This is a genomic window from Psychrobacillus sp. INOP01 (assembly GCF_018140925.1).
Classification (GTDB): Bacteria; Bacillota; Bacilli; order Bacillales_A; family Planococcaceae; genus Psychrobacillus.
In genome coordinates this window covers 2,009,498-2,033,488 of sequence record NZ_CP073315.1, presented here as the reverse complement: position 1 = coordinate 2,033,488, position 23,991 = coordinate 2,009,498, and the positions used below count along the sequence as shown (strand labels likewise).

26 protein-coding genes are annotated in these 23,991 nt (G+C 36.6%); 18 read left to right on the top strand and 8 right to left on the bottom strand.

All coding sequences use genetic code 11. The annotated features are described in order from the left end of the window. Positions 1-148 precede the first annotated feature (148 nt). The 6 genes from KD050_RS10345 to KD050_RS10320 form a co-directional block, all read right to left on the bottom strand. The gene (locus KD050_RS10345; RefSeq protein WP_211896048.1) at positions 149-1,231 is read right to left on the bottom strand and encodes a CAP domain-containing protein; all 1,083 of its coding nucleotides are present in this window, start codon (positions 1,229-1,231) and stop codon (positions 149-151) included. Between the two features lie 14 nt (positions 1,232-1,245). Continuing rightward, on the bottom strand, positions 1,246-1,782 hold the full coding sequence (locus KD050_RS10340; RefSeq protein WP_211896047.1) for a superoxide dismutase family protein: 537 nt from the start codon (positions 1,780-1,782) through the stop codon (positions 1,246-1,248). A gap of 108 nt (positions 1,783-1,890) precedes the next feature. Then, on the bottom strand, positions 1,891-3,060 hold the full coding sequence (locus KD050_RS10335; RefSeq protein WP_370627214.1) for an MFS transporter: 1,170 nt from the start codon (positions 3,058-3,060) through the stop codon (positions 1,891-1,893). Positions 3,061-3,239: 179 nt separating this feature from the next. Next, positions 3,240-3,635, bottom strand: a complete 396-nt coding sequence (locus KD050_RS10330; RefSeq protein ID WP_211896046.1) for a MarR family winged helix-turn-helix transcriptional regulator — start codon at positions 3,633-3,635, stop codon at positions 3,240-3,242. A gap of 171 nt (positions 3,636-3,806) precedes the next feature. Further along, a complete protein-coding gene (locus tag KD050_RS10325) occupies positions 3,807-4,277 on the bottom strand; it encodes a hypothetical protein (protein ID WP_211896045.1) in 471 nt (156 codons plus the stop codon). Positions 4,278-4,347: 70 nt separating this feature from the next. Continuing rightward, positions 4,348-5,517, bottom strand: a complete 1,170-nt coding sequence (locus tag KD050_RS10320) for an alanyl-tRNA editing protein (RefSeq protein WP_211896044.1) — start codon at positions 5,515-5,517, stop codon at positions 4,348-4,350. Between the two features lie 210 nt (positions 5,518-5,727). Here KD050_RS10320 and KD050_RS10315 point away from each other — a divergent pair, with 210 nt between their 5' ends. Beyond that, entirely contained in the window at positions 5,728-6,171 is a 444-nt protein-coding gene (locus KD050_RS10315; RefSeq protein ID WP_211896043.1) for an ASCH domain-containing protein, read from the top strand. Positions 6,172-6,184: 13 nt separating this feature from the next. Continuing rightward, complete coding sequence (locus KD050_RS10310; RefSeq protein ID WP_211896042.1) at positions 6,185-6,838, top strand: glyoxalase; 654 nt, start codon at positions 6,185-6,187, stop codon at positions 6,836-6,838. A 126-nt stretch (positions 6,839-6,964) separates the two neighbouring features. Here the strand turns inward: KD050_RS10310 and KD050_RS10305 are convergent, their stop codons facing one another. Further along, on the bottom strand, positions 6,965-7,789 hold the full coding sequence (locus KD050_RS10305) for an STAS domain-containing protein (protein WP_211896041.1): 825 nt from the start codon (positions 7,787-7,789) through the stop codon (positions 6,965-6,967). 114 nt (positions 7,790-7,903) lie between these two features. On the opposite strand from KD050_RS10305, the gene KD050_RS10300 reads away from it, so the two are divergent. The 4 genes from KD050_RS10300 to KD050_RS10285 all read left to right on the top strand — a co-directional run bounded on the left by KD050_RS10300 (position 7,904) and on the right by KD050_RS10285 (position 11,874). Continuing rightward, positions 7,904-8,422: a DUF4825 domain-containing protein gene (locus KD050_RS10300; protein ID WP_211896040.1), complete on the top strand. Its 519-nt coding sequence runs from the start codon at positions 7,904-7,906 to the stop codon at positions 8,420-8,422. A 12-nt stretch (positions 8,423-8,434) separates the two neighbouring features. Further along, on the top strand, positions 8,435-9,439 hold the full coding sequence (locus KD050_RS10295; RefSeq protein ID WP_211896039.1) for a serine hydrolase domain-containing protein: 1,005 nt from the start codon (positions 8,435-8,437) through the stop codon (positions 9,437-9,439). Positions 9,440-9,732: 293 nt separating this feature from the next. Then, positions 9,733-10,035, top strand: coding sequence for a DUF6509 family protein (locus KD050_RS10290; protein ID WP_370627213.1), 303 nt, complete (start codon positions 9,733-9,735; stop codon positions 10,033-10,035). 297 nt (positions 10,036-10,332) lie between these two features. Then, positions 10,333-11,874 carry a Mur ligase family protein gene (locus KD050_RS10285; RefSeq protein ID WP_235753962.1) on the top strand — a complete coding sequence of 514 codons (1,542 nt, stop codon included), beginning with the start codon at positions 10,333-10,335 and terminating at the stop codon, positions 11,872-11,874. 176 nt (positions 11,875-12,050) lie between these two features. Here KD050_RS10285 and rluF read toward each other — a convergent pair whose 3' ends face one another. Then, complete coding sequence (gene rluF, locus KD050_RS10280) at positions 12,051-12,755, bottom strand: 23S rRNA pseudouridine(2604) synthase RluF (protein WP_211896036.1); 705 nt, start codon at positions 12,753-12,755, stop codon at positions 12,051-12,053. A gap of 91 nt (positions 12,756-12,846) precedes the next feature. On the opposite strand from rluF, the gene KD050_RS10275 reads away from it, so the two are divergent. The 12 genes from KD050_RS10275 to eutL all read left to right on the top strand — a co-directional run bounded on the left by KD050_RS10275 (position 12,847) and on the right by eutL (position 23,988). Then, positions 12,847-13,815, top strand: a complete 969-nt coding sequence (locus KD050_RS10275) for a DUF4003 family protein (RefSeq protein WP_211896035.1) — start codon at positions 12,847-12,849, stop codon at positions 13,813-13,815. A gap of 51 nt (positions 13,816-13,866) precedes the next feature. After that, complete coding sequence (locus tag KD050_RS10270) at positions 13,867-14,340, top strand: acyl-CoA thioesterase (RefSeq protein ID WP_211896034.1); 474 nt, start codon at positions 13,867-13,869, stop codon at positions 14,338-14,340. A 19-nt stretch (positions 14,341-14,359) separates the two neighbouring features. Continuing rightward, entirely contained in the window at positions 14,360-14,737 is a 378-nt protein-coding gene (locus tag KD050_RS10265) for a hypothetical protein (RefSeq protein ID WP_211896033.1), read from the top strand. Positions 14,738-15,049: 312 nt separating this feature from the next. Further along, entirely contained in the window at positions 15,050-16,507 is a 1,458-nt protein-coding gene (locus tag KD050_RS10260) for a sensor histidine kinase (RefSeq protein ID WP_211896032.1), read from the top strand. Then, positions 16,482-17,051, top strand: coding sequence for an ANTAR domain-containing response regulator (locus KD050_RS10255; protein WP_211896031.1), 570 nt, complete (start codon positions 16,482-16,484; stop codon positions 17,049-17,051). The genes KD050_RS10260 and KD050_RS10255 overlap by 26 nt, the downstream gene beginning before the upstream one ends. 141 nt (positions 17,052-17,192) lie before the next feature. Continuing rightward, a complete protein-coding gene (gene eutH, locus KD050_RS10250; RefSeq protein WP_211896030.1) occupies positions 17,193-18,461 on the top strand; it encodes an ethanolamine utilization protein EutH in 1,269 nt (422 codons plus the stop codon). A gap of 33 nt (positions 18,462-18,494) precedes the next feature. Continuing rightward, the gene (eutS, locus tag KD050_RS10245) at positions 18,495-18,836 is read left to right on the top strand and encodes an ethanolamine utilization microcompartment protein EutS (protein WP_211896029.1); all 342 of its coding nucleotides are present in this window, start codon (positions 18,495-18,497) and stop codon (positions 18,834-18,836) included. 15 nt (positions 18,837-18,851) lie between these two features. After that, positions 18,852-19,361 carry a EutP/PduV family microcompartment system protein gene (locus KD050_RS10240; RefSeq protein WP_211896028.1) on the top strand — a complete coding sequence of 170 codons (510 nt, stop codon included), beginning with the start codon at positions 18,852-18,854 and terminating at the stop codon, positions 19,359-19,361. 170 nt (positions 19,362-19,531) lie between these two features. Beyond that, a complete protein-coding gene (locus tag KD050_RS10235; protein WP_211896027.1) occupies positions 19,532-20,980 on the top strand; it encodes an ethanolamine ammonia-lyase reactivating factor EutA in 1,449 nt (482 codons plus the stop codon). Between the two features lie 16 nt (positions 20,981-20,996). After that, positions 20,997-22,361, top strand: coding sequence for an ethanolamine ammonia-lyase subunit EutB (locus tag KD050_RS10230; protein ID WP_211896026.1), 1,365 nt, complete (start codon positions 20,997-20,999; stop codon positions 22,359-22,361). 12 nt (positions 22,362-22,373) lie between these two features. Then, on the top strand, positions 22,374-23,324 hold the full coding sequence (gene eutC / locus KD050_RS10225; RefSeq protein ID WP_235753961.1) for an ethanolamine ammonia-lyase subunit EutC: 951 nt from the start codon (positions 22,374-22,376) through the stop codon (positions 23,322-23,324). A gap of 16 nt (positions 23,325-23,340) precedes the next feature. Beyond that, positions 23,341-23,988, top strand: a complete 648-nt coding sequence (gene eutL, locus KD050_RS10220) for an ethanolamine utilization microcompartment protein EutL (protein WP_370627211.1) — start codon at positions 23,341-23,343, stop codon at positions 23,986-23,988. The last annotated feature ends 3 nt before the right edge of the window (positions 23,989-23,991 follow it).

The window sequence follows — 23,991 nt, the reverse complement described above, 5'->3', positions numbered from 1 at the left end:
ATGAGACATCACAACGGAAGCGAAGCTACGGTGATGGCTCATCGCTCACCCCGCGGAAAGCGTCCGCCTGAAACGGAAATCAGCAGTATTATTGGATAAAAAAAGAGGTTGTCACGGAAATCAGTAATTACTGAGTTTTGGACAACCTTTATTTTGTGAAAAAATTTTCTGTGTAGTAAGGAGTTGATTTTTCATCAAAAGCCGTACCGACACCAAGATTTTCATAATGAACACTTAAAATGTTTTTACGGTGTCCCAATGAATTCATCAGCCCCTCATGGGCAAAGATGCTGCTAGTTTGACCATATGCTAGATTTTCTCCAGCATAGGAAAAGCTCAAACCATCTTCCTCCAATCGATTAAATGGAGATTTTCCCTCTAGGTTTTCATGACTAAAATAATTGTGAATAGCCATATCCTCACTATGCTTTCGAGCGGTGTTACTCACACTTTCATCGTAGGAGAGAACTGAAAGACCATGTACTACTCGAGCAGCATTTGTGAGATCGAAGAGTTGAAATTCAAATCCCTTTTTCAGTTCGTCAGATGGCTCTCCAAAAGTCGATTCGTGATTTTTTTCAATAGATTTTTCGACTACTTGAATGGCAGTGATTGTATTGTTTTCATGAAGATCATAGAAAAATGTTACGTAGTTATTTTCGATTAAAAACAAGTCATATTCACCTGCATCAGGTAGGAGATAGATGATATTCCCTTTTTTCAGTTTCTTAATAGGCTCATCTAGTCGAGAAAGTACTTCTTCCCTAGTACTATCCATTTGTAAACCTAGAAAGGAAGACTCAGAAGGTTGATTGGTAAACATGGCGTTTACCCTGTTGTTGCTATCATAGGAAATCATCATGAAATTACGGTAGTTTTCATGGTATGTATGCCATACCAAATTATATTCATTTAGACTAACTCGTTTAGCATTACCATGAATTTTCTCAATCTCACTTTTTTTCATACCTATTTTTATTTGGTCTAACTCTATGCCTGTTCCCGGTAGTGTTTCTTGATCTGAGGCAATATGGGTGGCTGGTTCATCTTTTATTTGCATCCAGTACGCTTTTGCTTCATCCCAATATTGTTCTACTTCCAGTGAATCAATCCATTCATCCACTGGCTCTAGGAATGACAGGTCAACGTATTTCACTGTATACTCTTCCCATAACGGTCTAGAAAAGAAAAGTGCTAAAACAAAAAGTAGTAACCAGCCTATTTTTCTCATGTCATACCTCCAAACTACTTGCTAATTTCCCCACAAACAATTCGTCCTCCAGAATTTCCAGAAGGGTCAGTTTTATAATCATCAGCATTTTCATGAATAATAATTGCGCTTCCATCAGCATCTAGTAATGAGTTGCTTTTTCCTGCAGCCAAAACTACTGCTGGAGATACTGTCTCTAATTCTACTTTACCATCTTCTCCAACTTCAATGTTAGGTAAATCTCCTAAATGATAACCTTTTGGGTTTTCAAAACCATGCTCTTTGTGAGTCGGATTAAAGTGAGCGCCAGCTGTTTCAAATGTTGGTTTTTCGCAGCTTGCCTTTTCATGAAAGTGGATTGCTTTAACACCAGGAGTTAGTCCCTCTGCTTTTAATAGAATATGCACTCCTTTTGAATGCTCAGTCAAAGTTGCTTCTCCTACTTCTTTACCTTCTGTGTTTAGTAATGAAACCTGTACTGTTTCATTTAAGTCGGCATCTGCAGAAGGGAAATTACATCCTCCAAGTGCCGTGACCGCTATAAGTAATGGAATTACGATTTGCTTTCTCATTTAATTGTCCTCCTTGAAATACTGTATTGGTTCAAGTATTACCAAATTAAGGACATATATATACGTGATAGATGAAAAAGTTACCAATAAAAAAACACAACGTCTTGACTAAACAGGACGTTGTACTTTTTTTACTCGTAATATAAACAAAACAAGCGCAATAACAAGGAAAATAATAGAGAATAGATATAAGTTTTGATAGCCGAGCTGGGTGGCGATAAGTCCTAAAATATATGAACCTATTGCGAGCCCCGTATCGAATAATGTAAAGAATGTGGCTGTAGCATAACCACTGCGTTCATGTTTGGTAGACTGGATTGCAAGAGTTTGGAAACTTGGAACTACTGCACCATATCCTAATCCGATAAATGCACCAGAGAGTAAGAAAAGGAATGGCGAGTTCATATAAGCAAGTAAAGCAAGTCCAATCATGAAAGAGACCAGACCAGGAATAACAATATATTTAGGTCCTTTTTCATCGAAAATTCGACCTGTAAATGGTCGTGTAGCTAGCATCATGATTGCAAAGACAGCGAAAAAGCTACTGGTTAGGTGGAGTACTCCTTTTTCTTGAGAGTATATAGAGAGATAAGAAAGTACACTAGCATAAGAAAAAGCAACTAAACTAGCTATTAATGCAACAGGTAACGCTTTTTTCTCAAAAAGATCATTCCACGTTAACTTCGATCTAGGAGAAGCAGTTCTGGACTTTTTATCTGCAGGTATCAATAATGCCGCAATGGAGCCAATTAGTAGTAAAACCGTTAAGGATAAAAACATTGCATCATATGAAAAAGATTGCATGAGAGTCAAAGCAATTAACGGACCGACAACAACCGCTAAATTTGTTGACATAGTAAAATAACCAAGTCCAGCACCACGTCTAGAAATAGGAATATTATCCGCAGCCATCGAACCACTTGCCGTGGTGGCGATGCTAAAGAAAATGCCTTGAACAAATCGAAGTACCAATAAAGCTTCAAAAGGTTCAATAAAATAATAAAGCCCTGTACAGACTAGATACAGGAACAAAGTTAACCATAATACCTTTCGTTTTCCAAATAGATCTAAAATCTTACCAGAAAAAGGACGGGTAACAATTGCAGAAACTAAAAAGATAGTCATTAATAAACCCGCATCTTCGTCTGAACGCGACAATACATCCGTGGCGTAGAGTGGAAGTGCGGATACGAGTCCGTAAAAAATAATAAAAATAGAAAAATTTGTAGTAAACAAACTAATAAAAGCTTTCGTCCATATAGGCTCTTTGTTCTTCAAACTAATAATCCTCCTGTTTATCTTGCATTAACGGGCTGGCCGATGTTACCACGTCCTATGGCAACATCGGCACTAGTACGTCCTGTACGTCGTAATACTCCCGCTACATGGTCTGACCCAAGCAACCAAGCATAAGTGGAGAAGACTGCCCGTAAAACCCCACTAATTAAAGTATCACCTTATCTAATTTTTTTTAGGAGTTCAAACAACTGAACTTCTTCTTCTTTGGATAAACCAGCGACCATTTGATCCTCAAATTCCATCATAGCTGCTTTGATAGCTGGAAACTGTTGTAATGCCTGTTCAGACAGTTTTACAATTTTCTCTCGTTTATCTTTACCGGAGCATATTTCAATCCAGCCAAGTACGGCTAGTCTATTTACAGTTCTTGTTATAGTGGGGGCCTCCACATTTAAGTATTTCCAAATCTGTGTCAATGTCATTTCTTTATGTCGTTGTATACAGTAGAGAACTGACCACTGAGAAGTAAATAAATTAAAATTTTTTAAAGTATGATTAGCTTCCTGTGATAAAAAACGGGATTTTTGAAAAAGCTCATGAATGAGTGGATTCATTGAGTAAGCGCTCCTTTGAATGTAAAAAAATTTGCTTAGCTAGTTAAGTATATTTTACTTTGTTACAAAATATTTGTAAAGCGTAAGTCAGGCGGCATGCGAGAATTACCTATGCTCTTTGAAAATCCTAAATTAAAAAAACCGAGCAATATGCTCGGTAGATTCACCATATTAAAAACATTGAAAAGAGGCAATTCTCTCTAAATCGGTTCCATAATAAGTCCACATGAAACCGTTCCATCTAAATCCTGCAACGGATCTTCTTCCAACATGAATTGGGTAAAGCCAAAATGAATTGCCATTATTCAGCCATACATACGTATTGCGGAACAAGCATCCACGAATAGAGCCAGGATCTACAGCAAATACTCCGGCGCTTTGTCTTTGTGGAACGAAGGCTGGCGGTGGACTAGTTGGAGCTCCTTGTTGCCCACCTTGTTGTCCACCCGGCGGAAAACTAGGAGGAAATGATGGTCCCTGTTGTTGACCGAATGGAGGGAACATATTCCCAGGAAACTGTTGTTGTCCGAATGGAGGCATCATACTCCCTGGAAATTGTGGACTTCCAAATTGTTGTCCTTCAATTGAAGGAAATCCTTGAGGGCCACCTGAATCTTGTGGAAAAGGAAATTGATTGTTCATTGCTAAATCCTCCTTTCATAAAGTAATCAACTTAGTATATGTCAGGAGGATATTTGTGGAACGGTGCCTATCAGATATAGGATATTGCCTTTTCCATTAATTGCTCACTTGTTATGATCTTATCTCCACCACCTTGAGCCATTCGCTCATTGCCACCACCTTTTCCATTAATATACGGTAGGACATGTGCAATTAGCTCCTTCATACTTTGCTCTACATCGCTCCCTTTTGAAGCGACGATCTGTAACTTCTCCTGGTTATTGGAGACGAAAATACATATTGATTTTGGTGTTTCATTTACTACTAATTTGGCTAGCTTTTGGAGTTCTTGCATGGATCTTTTTTCAAGTATGCAAGTGATCGTAGTTCCCTTAGCACTTTCTCTTAACTCTTTTGCTTCGTATGCTAAAAGAGAATTTGATAAATCTGCTACTTGTTTTTCAAGTCTTGAATTTTGCTCTAAGAGATTTTTGGTTGCATTCATTATTTTATCTTCAGGAGTACTTAATGTGCTGACTAAGTTTACTAGTACATCGTGCTTTCTATGTAAATGTGTAAGAATCCTTTCCCCACAAATAAACTCCACTCGAACAATCTTCTTCTGCCTCTCTGTATGCAGGATTTTAATGGCCCTCACTTGTCCCGTTGATGTTGGATGGGTTCCACCACACGCATTGTAATCAAAGTCGGGGATTATGACGAGTCTAATATTTTCTTTTAAAGATGTCGCTTTTCGTAGATTATAATTGGATAATTCCTCTTCCGTTACCCACTTTGTTTCAATAAGACGATCTTCCAGAATGATTTGATTTGCAAGTTGTTCCGCTTCCGTTAATTGCCGTTCGGACACCTCAGTAACATTTAAGTCAATCGTGACTGTATCTTTTCCTAAATGAAAGCTAATCGTTTGGAATCCAAATAATTGTTCAAAGGCTGCCGATAGAATATGCTGTCCGGCATGCTGTTGCATATGATCGAAACGTCGCTCCCAGTTAATCTGTCCATTTACCTCCGTCGTATTTTCAGGTAAAGGATTGGTCAGGAAATGTCTTATTTCTCCGTTGATCACTTCTACATTTGTCACTTCAATACCGTTTAATAGACCGAGATCATGCGGCTGACCACCTCCAGTAGGGTAAAAGGCAGTCTCGGAAAGTACAACATAATCAACTTGTTGTTCTATTACTTTTGCTTTAAAGGATTGGATGCATGGGTCTTCATAATAGAGTTTGTTCGTCATTTGAATGAGCTCCTTTTGGACTTGATAGTTTCAAGCATTCTTTTAAAGTAAAATGCATAAAATCGATACACGGATTATGATAATTAGTTGCAGTGCTATTGTTATAGCATACGTTGTAAGTATAAATCCACCAAATTGCAATAGTAATTATGGAAATAGTTTAATATACTGAATTTAACGAAAAAATAAAAGTTAAATGAGGTTTTATAAATGAACAAATTAGCGCAAACGTATTGCGATAATTATTGGAAAGGAAAAGAAACGCCATTATCGGTGACTTCGTGGCAGTTTGGTGGGATCCCAGATGAACTGGCTCAGCTAGTGAGGGATGGAGTAAAATCTGCTACATGCTCATTACATCTACTTTATGAATTAGAGAAAGAACCACTTCCAAAGGTGGATGATTATAGTATTGTACTTAATAGTAAGGATGAACCTGTTTGTATCATACGCACGTCTGACGTTAAAATAATGCCGATGAATGAAGTACATTCGGATTTTGCTTATGCGGAAGGAGAAGGAGATCGCTCCTACGATCACTGGAGGAAGGTACATATCGAATTTTTCACAAACGAGTTAAAAGGAGTAGGTAGGGAGTTTTCAGAAGACATGCTTCTTGTTTGTGAGCGCTTTGAACTGATAGACGTTAAGTAATGGAGGGGAGAATATGTTTAAGACGGTAACTCTATATACAAATCAATTAAAACAACTGAGAGGGTTCTATGGAAATGTTTTAGAAATTCCCATAGAAGCATCAACAGACGAACATTTTCAAATATCTATTGGAACTTCGACTCTTATTTTTCGGCTTTCCGAATTACAGACTTCCTATCACTTTGCTATTAACATACCGGGTAATCAATTTACACTTGCGAAGCATTGGGCAAAAGAAAGAGTAATACTAAATAGAGAAGCAGCAGTTGATGAAATCTATTATACTCGATTTGAAGCAGATGCATTTTACTTTGAAGATCCAGTGGGGAACGTCATTGAACTAATTGCAAGACGTAATGTAGATAAATGGAGTGACTTCAGCATCGAATCATTTATAAACCTAAGTGAGGTAAGTATTACCACTCCATTTGTAGAAGAAGCAGGAGAGAAGCTACAAGAAATTGGTATTCCTATTTCAGGTCATTTCCAAATTGAACCTGATGAATTAAACTTTCTAGGAAAAAAAGATTCGTTTATTTTATTAGTTCCCCCAAACCGAAGATGGTATTTTTCTAAAAGAATGAGTGAGACTTCTCCATTAGAAATAGTGATAGAAGATGGAAAAGTAATTCTAGTGAACAGAGAAGGAAAAGTAACTATTCAATAAAAGAAAAGCGACAAATTATATCCACAGGGGAATAATAGTCACTTTTTTTAGAGAGTTATTCACATGTGGATAACTCTTAGATACATTTTTGAATATGATAAAGCTGTGGATGGCACTGTGGGTAACTTAAGAATTAGCTTTCAGAGCGTACATTAATGTGGAATATGTTTGAATCTCCGAAAAATTAATACCTAGCGAAACAGCGGTTTGAGCAAGTTCAGGTCGAATTCCTGAGAAAATGGCATTTACGCCAATAAGCTCTAAGGCAGCATAAAGTTGATATAGTTGTTGAGCAACCATAGTGTCTAGGACTGGTACTGCGGATAGATCAATAAATATAGTACTCAGTTTTTTAGCAGAACTTTGCTCCAACGTAGATTCTAAAATAACTGTAGCGCGTTCTGTATCAATATTTCCTACTAAAGGTAAAACTCCAACACCTTCTTTTATAGGAATTACTGGGCTACTTAACTCTGTAATAAGAGCTTGTTGGGTGGCGAGAAGATTTACTGTATATTTGTGATGGTATTTCGCGAAATTTTCTATAATATAATCGAATGCAGTATTCATCAGGTTTGACCATTCAGCAACATCTTCTACGGTGGTAAGTGTAGTAGATTGTTGGATGAATTTTTGAACAATATTCCAATAGGCTATTCGGACATTGCGGAAACTACGAATACTTTCATACAAAGGATATTTTTCTTTTGCTCTTTTCTCTGCCACTTCGGCGGAACGAGTGTTGATATATTCTACATATTCAAATTGATCCTGGATATATACAGAAGAGATGGCTTCTATTAGAACTTCGTTTTCTTCTCTTAAATATGTATTGTGTTGTGATAAACCATAGTATGGATCGACTTTTGATTGTTCAGCTAACCAAGCATCTGTTATTGCTGATTTATTTATCATGATAAAATCATATAATTCTTTGTTTAGATGACTCATTTTGTCAATCTCCTTCAATCATTCTAGTATTATTATTGTAAGGGTAAAGGCCAAATTATTCCACTTAAGCGTTGCAGGAGAACAGGGTGAGAACAGCGTTAGGGGGGTAAACAATTGCAAAAAACAATCGGTTTAGTTGTTGGAATAGCTTTAGTATTATTACTCGGGGTAGTTTATGTGCTAAGTAATAATCAGAAACAAGTAGGACAAGAAGATGTGGAACAACAATCTGTAGAGACTCACAACTTTAAAAAAGTACTAGCTTACGAAAATGAGTATATGGGCGATAATTCTAACATCACAAATCTATTTAATAATCTTCCTCTTTCTAATCATAGAGATTTAGTAGAGTTGGAACCAGATACACTCACATTCGTTGTAAATTACAATACGAGTGGTGATGAAAAAGCTGCTATATATAATGCGACAGCGGCATTTATTTTGATAAAAAATTTAGAAGTTATTGATATGCATTTTACAGACCAATCCTATGTGATAACAAGAGAGAATGTGGAAGGGTGGTTTGGAGATGAATTTGATAGTTTAATAGATCCGGCGGTATTTAAAGAGAAAGTTCAGCAGCCAATAATGGAAAATACAACGACGAATTGGATCGATCAATATACAAAATAGGGGTGTTTGATTATGAATAATTTAACGAATCAATTAGAAAAGATCCAAAAAGAAATTCAATTTGCAGGATCTATCTTTGTGAAACAAGATGAAATGGTACATGTTCAGAATAGTTTTGGATACGCTAATCGTGCAGATGCGATACGGAACGAAAAGCAAACCCGCTTTGGTATTGCTTCGGGGTGTAAATTATTTACTGCAGTTGCGATTGCTCAACTTGCAGAAGCAGGGAAATTGAGATTTGATACCCTTTTAAGAGACGCATTAGATATTTCTTTTCCACATTTTCACGAAGACGTTACAATCCATCATTTACTCACGCATACTTCGGGTATCCCGGATTATTTTGATGAGGAGGTAATGGATGACTTTGAAGAGTTATGGATAAAAAATCCGATGTACCATATCCGTAGACTGCATGATTTCTTACCCTTATTTCAAAATGAGCAGCAGAAGTTTATACCAGGAGAGAAGTTTTCTTATAATAATGCGGGATATATTGTTTTAGGTTTGATAGTAGAAAAAGTGAGTGGAATGGTATTTAATGACTATGTTCAGCAGAATATTTTGGACAAAGCAGGGATGAGAAATTCAGGTTATTTTGCATTAGATGCTTTACCTGCTAGAACGGCAATTGGTTACATAGATTATGAAGATGGTACATGGAAAACGAATATGTATTCACTTCCCATTCAGGGTGGTTCAGATGGTGGAGCATTTGTAACTGCAGAGGATATGGTGTTATTTTGGGAAGCTCTTATTCAAGATAATTTATTGAACGATAAAACAATACTGCTGACTCCACATGTTCACGAGGAAGATAATAGTTATTACGGGTATGGCATTTGGATCGAGAAACAAGAAAACGAAATCTATAAGTATCATGTAATGGGATATGATCCTGGAGTGAGTTTTCACTCGGCCTATTATCCACATAAAAACGTTACCGTAGCTATATGCTCCAACAAATCTAAAGGGGCATATGCAATGTTGCTAGAATTGGAAAAATCCTGCTAAACTTGAGCAGGATTAATCCTTATTTCGTTCTTTTCGTTGTTTTTTCAGGAGTTTATAAGCCAAATAAAGCATAGTGATTCCCAAGACAAAGGAAAGTATGGAATAAACTACTTCATTTATATTTTTTCCGAACACTAATAGTAAAAGATATAAAGGAACCAAAATATAAATTAGCTTTTCAGGATTTAGACGCATTTGTTCACTCCTTCATTTATAGGTTGTTAAGCATATTATATCAATAATGATGAAAATGTATTATTATCTATTAAAAATGATAAACTATAGGTACGGAGGTGGACTTTTTGAAAATAACATCCTACGAGGTTGATAAGTTAAACGATCCAACGGGAATCATAACAGGCGATCGCTATGAATTTCTACTTGGCATTGAAGTACCTGAAGATGATGAACTTTTTGATGAAAATAATTCATTAGATTTACGTGTGATTCTAGTGATAGAAGAAACAGAAGCACGTATTGCACAATACCATTTCATTAACCGAAGCAACGGCAAAGTATTAGATTTTGGCTTAGAAGAGGAAGAGGAAGCAATCGTTCTTGCATTTTGTAAAGAACATTATAATGACATTATATAAAGTTAAACTTCAATCAGTAGGGGGGTTCTTCATTCCCACTGAATGTTAGTTGAACCATTCGGGCTTTTACGGTCAGTTATGTCCCACGTATGCTTTGTTGCATGAGCCAAGCCTTGAAGTGAGAGTTTAATGCCCGTTAATGCGGGATAAATAAAAACCGAGAAGACAAGAGCTTCTTGGTTTTTGTTTTTAAGAAGAATTCTTCTACCTAACAATAAAACACGTTATATAAGTTTTATTCTTATCGTAATTGAGGTAAACTTATGGAGAAGATTTACAACAAAAGGTGGCTGTTTGATGGAGATTACAAATTTAATGAAGCATATACCTGTATTAGAAACTAAAAATGCTGGGCCTATAAAAATAACGGGCCTTGCTTATAATTCACGCAAAGTGGAAAATGGGCAAGTGTTTGTGTGTATAAAAGGATTTAAAGCAGATGGACACCAATTTGCAGGACAAGCAGTGGACAATGGTGCGGTTGCTTTAGTGGTAGAAGACTTTATCGATGAAATTGAGGTACCACAATATAAAGTAGAGAGTGGACGCGTCGCGCTTGCTACACTTGCTGATGCTTTCTATAATTACCCCACTCGTAAGTTGAAAACGATTGGGATCACAGCAACTAACGGAAAGACATCAACATCGTTTATGACAAATGCCATATTAGAAAACCATGGTTTTAAAACGGGGCTTATGGGAACGGTTGTAGTGAAAATAGGAGATTATGCAGAGCCTTCTGAACTAACAACTCCAGAATCTCTAGATTTACAACGATTTTATGCTCAAATGGTGGATGAAAATGTAAGTCATGCAACGATGGAAGTATCATCCTCCGCTTTAGAATTAAATCGTGTAGGATGTGTAGACTTTGATATTGTCACACTAAATAATATTAGTCGTGAACACATCGATTTACATTCCTCATTTGAAAACTATTTTTATCATAAATCTAGTCTTATTCGTAATGCTGGTGCTGATAAGGTTGCCATTTTAAACCTGGATGATTCATATTCAGCCTCACTTGTGAATAAAACAAAAGCAAAGGTTATCACCATTGGTGTCGAAGAGCAATCTGCGGATGTTATTTGTACGAATTTAGACCTATCAACTGGTCGAGCAAAATTCACAGTGGAAATTCAACAAGATCTAGTTACGCAGGATCTCGTTATCCCCGAGCAAAGTTTTACAGTTGAACTTTCTACTCCAGGTTTCCACTCGGTATATAATTCAATGGTAAGTATTGTGATTGGTCTATTATGCGAAGTGCCCGTAGCTACTATCCAAAAGAGTTTGGCAGAGTTTGTAGGGGTAGAGCGTCGTTTTGAAATTATTTTTGAGGATGATTTTAAAATTATTGATGACCACTTTGCAAACAGTGGGAATATAGACATTACACTAGGTACTTTAGAAAAGATGGACTTTAAACGTATCAAGCTTGTTTATGCTATTCGTGGAGATCGTGGTGTTACGGTGAACAGAGAAAATGCAGAGACAATTGCTAAATGGGCACCAAAGCTTGGTATACATGAAGTAATTGCTACGTTAAGTCGTTCTCATGTTACTCAAAAAGATGTCGTTTCGGAGAGTGAGCTTGCAGTATTCCAGGAAGTTATGGAAGAGGCAGGTATCGAAGTTCAACTTTACGAAGAGTTACCAGAAGCAATTAACCGTAGCCTATACGATGTTGCAGATGGAGATCTACTGTTATTAGCTGGTTGCCAGGGAATGGACTATGGCGCAAAACTTGCACTAGAGCAGCTAGAAGTCATTCGTCCAAATGTCGATAAAAAGAAGTTATTTCAACCACTCGAAAAACGAGTAGCTGGAAACTCATAATATATGAAAAAAGCAGTTCCATGCTAAAAAATGGGACTGCTTTTTATTATACAATTTTAAATCGAACATTAAATATGTTTGGATATTCTAAATCCCAATAATCCTCACTTAAAAGTGTTCCTGTTAAGTTCTTGGTATTTTTAAGAGCTAACATGTTTACACCTCCTGATGTACTATTACCGTTTTGGTGAATAGTTAAGCGTATTAAATAGTTCTGCTTTTTCAGTTGGTGTAAGTTCTCTCCATTCTCCAATAGGAAGACCTTCGATAGATATATTCATAATACGTATTCGTTGTAGTCTTTTCACAGTAAATCCTAATGCAGAACACATTCTACGAATTTGACGATTTAAGCCTTGGGTTAAGATAATATTGAACGTTTTAGGTCCAATCTTTTTTACTTTACAAGGTAATGTTTTGGTATCAAGTATATTTACTCCAGCAGCCATTTTTTCGATAAATGTTTCGGTGATTTTCTCATTCACTGTCACAACATATTCTTTTTCATGACTGTTTTCTGCACGAAGAATTTCATTTACAATATCTCCGTCATTTGTCAGAAGTATTAAACCATCAGAATCTTTATCTAATCGACCGATATGGAAAATACGAAGTGGATGGTTAACGAAATCGACTATATTGCCTTTTATATGAGTTTCTGTAGTACTAGTAATACCTACAGGTTTATTTAATACTAGATAAACGAGTGGTTGTTCTACTACAATTTGCTCACCATCTACGCGAACATCGTCACCAGCTTCTACCTTACTGCCAAGTTCTGCAGTTTTTCCGTTAATTATTACTCTTCCATCAGTGATCCACTTGTCCGCACCGCGCCTAGAAATGATCCCTGCTTCACTTAAAAATTTATTAATCCGCATAATAGACACCTACTTTTCTTGTTATGTTAATTATAACAAAAGTTGAAACTAAATTAGAATAATAGCGTAAATTAGGAAAGGAGTGATTTACATGACCGTTGAACAAAAGTTAGAACAAATATTTAATGCACTGAAAAAAACATTAGGGTGGACCGTGGATAAACGAATAACTTTGTCACTTGCAGGGTATTATGTAACTTTAGAGAAGGAATTTGATGAAACTAGATATCGAGAAGTAGCTAGTCATTTGAAAAAAAAAGCAGGAGTCTTTTCTCCTTTACGCTCTCATTTACATCCTTTATTTGTTGCGACTTTAGATGCTTCCGAAGAAGAACCAGAACAGGCGGTAAATTTGTTAATGGAAAAAGCAGATGCTTTAAAACAGTTTGGTTTTAAAATGAATAGCTATACGTATTTAACAGCCCTAATGATGTCGGATCAAAAAGATCAATGGCCATATGAAATGAAAATGGCACACAAGTTAATGGATGATATGAAGGCACATCATCGCTTTTTAACCTCGACTGATGATTATCCATATGCAATGTTTTTAGGCAAGATGGGAGGCGATACGGCTGTTCGAGCGGAGACGATGAATCGCTATTACAAAGAATTAAAGCAACATAAATTCTATTCAGGAAATGAACTACAATGGATGTCTCAGGTACTTACGTATTCCAATCCAGCATATGAGGAAAATATGGTGAGCAGAGCAGTAATTATCCGCGATGGATTAAAAAGTGTCAAAATAAAAACATCTCAAGCACAATATCCGATAATAGGATTTATGGCAGCTTTAAAATTAGAGGAGGAACAATTAAACGAGATTGTAGCTAACTATGAATCCATCGCTAGTATGAAATTATTTTCATGGTACAAAGACTCGGCTCTTCCTATCGCATTTGGACTGTCCTTAAGATCTTCTAAGGAAGCTTATGCAACTGCAGCAATTTCCATGGCAACTTCGCTAGAACTTATATTACAGGCGCAACAAGCGATTATGATTTCGACTATTGCAGCAACAAGCGCTGCAGCTGCATCAAATTCTGGCTCAAATTAATGAACATGCTATACTAAATATAGATTATTTATATAAGAGGAGTTAGAATAAATGAACACTAATCCAATGAGTCAATCGAGAACTATTCAAACGCATTTAATTTTGCCACCAGATACAAATCATCACGAAACAATTTTTGGTGGAAGAGTGCTTGCATTTATCGATGAAATTGCAGCTATATCTTCCATGAAACATGCACAAGGTGCTGTAGTGACAGCTTCTATAGATTCTGTAGACTTCCTTTCATCTGCAAAGGTAGGAGATGTAATAGAGTTAGAAGCAGTTGTTTCTTCTACTGGACGTTCTTCCATGGAGGTTTATGTTCGAGTAACATCGACGAACTTACTTACTGGGGAAGAAAAACTAACGACGGAATCATATGTCACGATGGTTTCGGTAGATGAAAATGGAAAATCGGTACCTGTACCTGGAATTCATCCAGAAACGGAGCAAGAAAAACGTCTATTTGAAACTGGACCAGCTAGACGCGCTCATCGGAAACAACGCTTAGAAATGAAATACTAAAGGAGTAGGAAGTGGTTAAGTGCTAAAACAAATTGATGCACTATATAAGTATCTGATGATTATGTTACTCGTCATATATTTAATCAATTCAATTTATTTTCAAGAAGTTACCATCACTTTCACAGCAATTATGCTCGTCGTTCTTTTGGAAATTATTAAGCATCGTCACCATATTAAACAACTAACCTATTCGCAGTTGTCCATTATTGGCATCGTATTACTAGCAGGTATTGCAGGCATCATTTATCTGTTAGTGACGATTCAGATATTCTTAGAGCCTATAAATCTACCGGAAAAAATCGAAAGTGCCCTGTTCTTTGTATGTATCGTGCTAGGTATATATATTCTCTGGTATTTTATCGGCAAGCTATTTGGAAGAGTGTTAGAGAAACAATAAAAAACCTGTAGACGTTCTGCATACAAGCAGAGCATTTACAGGTTTTTTTGTAGAATAAGTTATTATATAATCTTTCGTCTCATAAACCCACATATTTATCAATCGAAGAAATCATAGTAAATTATCCTAGGGTTTTGTATGCTCTAGCCCCTCGCAATCCTTAAAAGAGCAATAAAGTTCTCCAAAAACAAAATAACAGAGCCTTTTTTAAGAAAGTAGAAAAGCGCTTTCTTTATCAACGATTGACCTATTGTATATTTCTTCGTATAATGAATTCAAATAATTCTAACAAATGGAGATGGAGGTAACTAATTGAGTGAGTCTACCTTACATCAACTATGTGAAATTTATACAGAGTTAACTTCAGAAGAAATAAAGATTTTAGAAAACGTTGCTTCTACTTTACAATTATATGCTGACTTAAATAATGCATATATGTTCATAGATTGTATGATGAAAAACTCAGAGCAAGCAATAGTTGTTGCTGAGGCTTTTCCGAGAACATCAGAATCTGTATATGAAAACTCCGTAGTAGGGAAGATTGTTTTTGAATCATTTGAGCCGGGGGTTTTTTATAGTTATCGTACCGGTAAAAAGTCGCTAACTAGTCAAGCCGTTACACAGGAAGGAAAGTCAGTAGAGCAAAGTGTTATCCCGATAAAAAACAATAAACATCAAGTAATCGCAGCATTAATTTCTGAAGAAGAAATTTATAAACATATTCCGATTAGTAGCAATTACAAAAACGTATCCTTCGGACAAGATGAACTAAGTGAAGTCCTTGGTAGAAACCTTAGAGAAATGCCGATGATTTCAGACCTTTTAATGGAAATTTTTCTTCTTACAGATAAAGATGATCGTTTAACGTATTCTAATCCTGCTGGTGTGAATTTTATATCTGAAATGACGCAAATGGATAAATTTCAAAATCAATATATTTTCGATTTATTACCTTTTCTTCAATCCATTTATGATTATAAAGAAGATGTTTACGTATTTGAATTAACTGTAGATAGAAAAAACTTAATCGTAAAAAAAATTAGAGTAAAAGAGAAAGATCAACTCAAAGGGACCCTTCTTATAATTCAAGATGTAACAGAGCTTCGTACTAAAGAAAAAGAATTAATGATGAAATCCGTAGTTATTCAAGAAATACACCATCGAGTAAAGAATAATCTACAGACGGTAGCTAGCTTGTTACGTCTACAAATGAGAAAAGGATTTCCGGAAGAAAGTAAGGTATATTTTGAGGATACATTAAATAGAATATATAGTATTTCCTCCGTTTATGAACTGATTTTATCTAACTCTAGTGCAGATGATGAAGACGTTAATATAATGGAGTTAACTAAAAAGGTATCTTCTACTTTAGTGTTAAATGAATATTTAAAAAAAGTTAACTTGATTATTGAGTCAAATGGCAATAAGATATTAACAACATCAAGGAAAGCGGTCTCAATTGCGTTAATCATTAACGAACTTGTACAAAACTCTTTAAAGCATGCATTTCCAGAAGATTTAGAAGGAGAAATAATTGTGAGTTTCTATTCAAATAAAGATTTTTTAGAGCTTCATATTTTCGACAACGGGGTTGGAATAGGTGAGCCTAAATCTTCTTTAGGATTAGAGATTGTTCATAATCTTGTATTAAATGATTTAAATGGGGAGTTTAGATATATGCCTGTAGAACAAGGAACGCTTGCAGTAGTGACATTCCCAATTAGTTCGGAGGTTATTATATATCATGAAAAAGAGAATACTAATAGCTGAAGACGAATCTATCATACGAATGGACATAAAGCTTATGCTTCAAGACCAAGGATACGAAGTAGTAGGAGAAGCAGGAGATGGTGATAAAGCTATTGAGCTAGCGTTTTTACATAAACCAGATTTAATCCTTATGGATATTAAGATGCCAAAGATAAATGGTCTACAAGCTAGTAAAATAATCGCAAATCAACTAGATTTACCTATTCTAATCATCACTGCCTATAGCCAAAAGGAATTTGTTGAAAAAGCTCAACAGGATAATATAGTCGGTTATTTAGTAAAACCTATTTCTGAAGCGAATTTACTACCGGCAGTAGAGATAGCTTTACACCAATCAGAAAAAGCAAAAAGATTAAAAAAAGAGATATACAATGCTAAACAAGAAGTTGAGAAAAGAAAGTTCATCGAACGTGCAAAAGGTTTGTTAATGCATGCTGAAGAAATGACAGAATCTGATGCTTTTAAGAGAATAAGAGAATCTAGTATGTCTCGGCAGATGACAATGGAGTCAATTGCCAAAGAAATTATTTTAAAATACAAGTGAATATACAAGCAAAGGCGCTTAAAGAACTTATTCTTTAAGCGCCTTTTTGTATTTCTTTAAGGGGGTGTTATCTATTCAAGTAGTAAGGATAAGTGATTTAAATGGGGCATTATATATTATTTCTTAAAGGGGGAAAAAGAAATGGCAATGATAGGAACGGTAGTAGTGTACATAATTATGATTTGTGCAGTACTTGGAGCTTTTGCCGCAATAAAAGATCCAGACAATGGATTAGGGAAAGAGTTTATGTCTGGTCTGCATGCAGTCGGTCATATTTTTGTTCCGGCAGCGGGTATTATGGCGTCAATACCGTATTTAACATGGTTTATCGACAAATTTGTTGGACCAATTTTCAATTCTATAGGAGCAGACCCAGCAATCGCTGCCACTGCTATACTCGCATCTGATATGGGAGGATATCAGTTAGCAAATGCACTGAAAGATTCCTACGAGGGTTGGATTATGGCATTAATAGTAGGGTATATGGCAGGGGCAACAATCGTATTCTCTATCCCGATGGGACTAGCAATGCTAGACAAGCGAGATCATAAATATATGGCTCTTGGTATTATGTCAGGAGTACTTACTATTCCGATTGGAGCATTTATTGCATCGGTACTAGTAGTGCTGTTTGATACAAAGATTCGAGATGTTATTAGTACAACAAGCGATTCAACATACGAGTTCGTCATAAGCTACGGACAAATACTGATAAACTTAACACCCTTACTCATTTTCGTAATACTAATCGCAGCCGGACTAAAATTCTTCCCAAACGGAATGATAAAGGGCTTTATGATATTTGGGCGAGTAATGGATGCTGGTATTAAATTAGTATTAGTTTTCTCCATTGTAGAAATTTTCACAGGGATATTTTCGACAATCTTTGGAGGTTGGGGCTTTGATCCAATTATGGCTGATGAGGCTGACCAATTCCGAGCACTTGAAACCGCTGGATATATTGGTATTATGTTAGCGGGTGCTTTTCCAATGGTGTACTTGTTACGTAAATATGCATCAGGACCATTAGAGGCAGGTGGACGTAAAATCGGTCTTACTTCTGTAGGAAGCGCTGGTATATTAGCTACTATTGCAAATATTTTAGCGATGTTCTCATTAGTTCGCTATATGAGACCAAAAGATAAAGTATTGAATATCTCTTTTGGAGTATGTGCTGCGTTCTTATTAGGAGATCACTTATCCTTTACAGCTAACTTCCAACCAACTATTATTCTACCAGTTATTTTAGGTAAGCTACTTGCTGGTATATGTGCTATTGCGTTTGCTTACTGGCTATCTGTACCTACGGCGTTGAAATTAGAGGAACAGGACCGAGCGGCTGGTATTATTAAAAAAGGTGAATATTTAGAAGAGGATATTGGGAAAGAGTCAGTTCCAGTACAAGCGTAAGTATTTCTATTTACGCATGAAAGGAGCATTTGAATGAGTGAAGAGAAAAAAAGATTCATACAAGAATTTGTACCTGGCAAGCAAATTACATTAAGTCACCTAATCGCTAACCCAGATCCTGATATGTTTGTGAAATTGGGTATACAAGAGGCTGGAGCATTAGGAATAATGACTTGTACTCCGAGTGAGACGGTTATCATAGCCGGGGATTTAGCAACGAAAGCCGCGAATGTTCAAATTGGATTTTTAGATAGATTTACTGGCAGCCTTGTAATTGTAGGAAGTGTATCTGAAGTAGATATGTCTATGATAGAGATAAATAGATTTCTTTCTGAAAGACTAGGATATACCCCGGCAGAAATAACAAAGTCTTAAGGATGTGTAAAGGCCATGAAAAATAGAGCAATGCTCATTGGTTCAATTGGTGCGGGTAAATCAACACTGACCAATTCTTTGCTAGGAAAAATTGTCCCTGCCATTAAAACACAAACATTGGTCTATTATGATTGGATTGTTGATACACCAGGAGAATATACGGAAAATCCATTCTTTTATAAAAATATTATGGCTACTGCCTTAGAAGTGACGCATGTATTTTATTTGCAGGATGCAACAAACGCGAAGATGATTTTTCCACCAGGGTTTAGCATGGGATTTTCTAAACTACCGATTGGTGTAATTACTAAAAGTGACCATACCGATGCAAATTTAGAGCGCTCAATTGAAATGATTCGTTCCGTTATTTCATACGGTCCAATTGTTATTACTTCTTCGGTTAATGGAACAGGTATAGAACATTTAAAGGCATTAGTGAACATGAATGATATGGCATCCATGAAGAGCTATGTCGAAAATGAACAAAATGAGTATCTCTTATTTACAAATCAACTTTACAGTTGACGGAATTTTTGATATATTTACAGGTATCAAAACAAAAGTTTATAAATCGGCAACGACGCCTTTACTTCCACATGGATAATCCTATGTGTTTAGTAGAGGCGTTTTTTTATGGATTATTATTTGCATTCTACCGTCTTACCATGAGCTTTTGTTAGAAACGAGGTGCGGTTTTGATCAATTTCAATCAAAAAAAAGAAACGATTATTAGTGCTGGAATTGATATAGGTACAAGTACTACAAAGCTGATTATTAGCCGTTTTTCCTTAATGAATACAGCCGGAACAACTCATGTACCGAGAATTGAGATTATTGATAAGGAAATTATATATAAGAGTCCTATCTTTAGAACACCTCTAAAGAACACATCAACCATTCACGTTTCAGAAATAGAGAAAATTATTCGCACAGAATATGCCAAGGCCGGTATTAAATCAAATCAAATAGAAACAGGCGCAGTTATTATCACTGGTGAAACTGCAACGAAACAAAACGCAAGAGAAATGTTGCATTATCTTTCAGATGAAGTAGGAGATTTTTTAGTAGCAACGGCAGGTCCAGATTTAGAGGGTATTATCGCAGCAAAAGGTTCTGGTGCATATGAATATTCTTCTCGTTCCAAAAAAGTAATTGCGAATATTGATATAGGTGGTGGAACTGCGAATATTGCCGTCTACAAAGATAGGGAACTTCTTGGTACTTGCACGATGCATATTGGTGGAAGATTAATAGAATTTGAAGATGAAAAAATAAAATCTATTTCTCCTCCTGTGCAGAGGTTACTAGAATCGCAAGGAATATCTTTGCATATAGGTGATTCAAAGACATCATCCGAAATTCAATTAGTCGTACAGTTTATGGCAGAATCGCTTAGTCGAATATTAAAAAATGAAGTAAATGAAATAGATCAGTTACTTTTACTTGGACACTCCCCTAACTGGAAAGAAGCAGTCGATACCATCGTGCTTTCAGGGGGAATAGCTGAATGTGTTTACAATCATGAAGTCAATGCTAAGCAGATAGCTAAATATGACGATATCGGTCAAGAACTTGCAAGGGAATTACAAAGAAATGAGAGTCTACGAAGCTTTACTTGGTTTGAGCCTATCGAAACAGTGCGTGCTACGGTGCTAGGAGCTGGAACTCAAACGACGGAAATTAGTGGAGCAACGATACAAGTGTCTCCAAGTGATTTGCCTTTAAAAAATGTACCTGTTTATAGTTTTAACTTTCATTCAAATTTGCAACAGGGTTTAGCAGATTTTGATGAAGAGATTAGAAAAGCTATAGATATGTATGATGCAACGCGAGAGGGACAAAACTTTGCACTGTATATCTCGGAGTTGCCCTATATGGGATTTAGAGATATTCAAAAGCTTTCAAAAGCAATTATACAAGTGATGGAAAAACGTCCTGAACCATTGCTCCCAATTGTACTCGTTTTACAGACGGATCATGCTAAGGTAATCGGTCAAACGCTGCTAGCTATGCGTGTTCGCCAAAGTGTTATATGCATTGATCAGGTAAGTGTCGATCATGGCGACTATATGGATATCGGAAAAGCACTCGACTCAGGCGTAGTACCAGTTGTAGTGAAAACTTTAACATTCCATTCGTCGTAAAGGAGGGTTTTTAAACGTGAATTTTAAGACAGTGTTAGGTGGTATTAGCTATATCTTTCAAGACCTGAAGGAAGTATTGGCAAAAGCAAACGAAGAAAAATCAGGTGACCGCCTAGCTGGTGTAGCTGCGGAAACAGTACAGGAACGGATTGCGGCAAAATCGGTCCTTAGTGAGATTTTACTAAGTGACATACGAAACAATCCTTTAATACCTATAGAACAAGATGAAGTATCACGAATAATTGAAGAAGATTTAAATGAAAAGATTTACGGCGATTTAAAAAATTGGAGCGTCGCTGAGTTAAGAGAATATATTTTAAGCAATGAAGTAGGAGACCGAGAACTAAAAAGAATTAGTAAAGGACTAAACTCTGAAATGATTGCGGCAGTAGCTAAACTAATGTCCAATCTCGACTTAGTACATGCAGCTAATAAGATTGAAATTTTATCTACTTGTAATATTACAATTGGTCAAAAAGGAACTATTTCATCTCGTTTACAGCCAAACCACCCAACGGATAGTGTGGATGGAATGATTGCTTCACTGAAGGACGGTCTATCGTATGGAATTGGAGATGCAGTAATTGGAATAAACCCAGTAGACGATTCGGTTGAAAGTGTGAAGCGATTATTGCACGCTACGCACGATTTTATTACCGACTGGAAAATCCCATCACAGAACTGTGTTCTAGCACATGTTACAACACAGATGAAAGCAATTGAACAAGGTGCACCGGCAGATATGATTTTCCAAAGTATAGCGGGAACAGAAGTTGCGAATCGTTCTTTCGGAATATCTGCAGAACTTATTAAAGAAGCACGTGATTTAGCTCTCAAACAAGGTACTGGAACTGGTCCACAGGTGATGTATTTTGAAACTGGGCAAGGGTCAGAGCTTTCGGCAGAAGCACATTTTGGTATTGACCAGATGACATTAGAATCTCGTAACTATGGATTTGCACGTCATTTTGATCCCTTTATCGTGAATACGGTTGTGGGGTTTATAGGACCAGAGTATTTGTATAACAGTAAGCAGGTAATACGAGCAGGTCTAGAGGATCATTTTATGGGGAAAATGCATGGCATACCTATGGGCGTAGATATATGTTATACAAATCATATTAAAGCAGATCAGAATGATATTGAGGATTTAGGTGTTCTATTAACAGCAGCGGGAGTGAATTTCATCATTGCGACTCCAATGGGAGATGATTGTATGTTGAATTATCAATCGATGAGCTATCACGATGTTGCTACCCTGCTACAAACCTTTAGCAAAACTCCCGCTCCAGAGTTTTTAAAATGGCTCGAGAAAATGGGGATTTATGAGAATGGTCGTTTGAGTAATCGAGCAGGAGACCCTCGTCTATTCACACGTTAGGAGATGACTTATGTGAATGAACAATTGATTAAAGAAATTACAAAAATGGTTGTTGAAAAACTCCAAATGAACGATGTACAAGAGCAGCAAAATATAAATCTATATCCAGATGACCCAAGAGGGAGTTTAACAGAAGCAAGTATTTCGACCGAACCTGTTGGAGAAGTGAAATTTTATCCCTCTCACGAGACAACTCGAAATCTAGAGAATGTAAATCTACAAATGAAAAATGAACAAGCTTCAAAAGAAGAGGATAAAGAAAAGTATTTTACAGAATTACGCAAGAAAACACCCGCTAGAATTGCAGTCGGTAGAGCTGGGACCAGACCTAAAACAAATACTTGGCTACAATTTCGTTTCGACCATGCAGCAGCTGTAGATGCCGTTTATGGAGAGGTGCCGAAGGAAATACTAGAACGTTTAAATTTCTTTCAAGTAAACACAAGAGTACTAGATAAAGAAGAATATATCCGTCGTCCAGACTTAGGTAGAAGACTTTCAGATGACTCTAAAAGAGTTATTTTGGATAAATGCAAACACTCTCCAAAAGTCCAAATTGTTGCATCGAATGGTTTAAGTGCGAAGGCGCTTGAAGAAAATTTAGAAGATGTCTATCTAAGTCTGGAGCAGTCTTTGAAAAATTTGAATATTGAAATGGGTACAACTTTTTATGTAGACAAAGGTCGAGTAGCCTTGATGGATGAAATTGGAGAACTACTCCAACCTGACATTGTCATTATATTGATAGGGGAAAGACCAGGTCTTGTATCCGCTGAATCACTAAGTGCTTATATATGTTACAAACCTAGAATTGGCACGATTGAAGCAGATCGGATGGTCATTTCTAATATCCACAAAGGTGGGATTCCATCAGTGGAGGCAGGGGCATATTTAGGAACACTTATACAAAAAATATTGAAGTATGAAGCGAGTGGAGTTTCATTAGTGAGAAAAGAAGAATAGGAGGTATCTATTAAAGGTGAAAAAAATATTTGCTGAAATTAAATCGATGCAAGTAATACCAAATGTAGATACAGGTCTGGCTGAAAAACTCAACTTAAAGCCTTATCAACGAAGTCTAGGATTGTTTACAACGACCATTGATGACGTTGGATATACAGCGGCTGATGAAGCAACGAAAAAGTCAGATGTAGAAGTAGTTTATGCTAAAAGTTTTTATGCTGGATCGGCACATGCATCTGGTCCTCTTTCAGGAGAATTTATCGGAATCATAGCTGGCCCTTCTCCGGAAGAAGTGAAAAGCGGGCTAGACTCCATACGAATTACTATTGAAAACGATGCGTTTTTTGAAGCAATCAATGAGGATGAAAATCATGCTCTATATGCAAAAGTAATTTCGAGTTGCGGGAGCTACTTGGCACAGGTTGCTGGTGTGGAGGAAGGCAGGTCCCTAGCTTATTTAATAGCACCTCCTATAGAGGCCATTGTCGGTTTAGACGCTGCTTTGAAAGCTGCAGATGTTCAAGTGCGGGAGTTTTTTGCACCACCTTCCGAAACCAACTTTGGTGGCGGGTTGGTAGAGGGCAGCCAATCTTCTTGCCAAGCAGCTGCCGATGCATTTCGAGAGGCCATTTTCAATATGGCTAAACGCCCATTAGATTATTAGGAA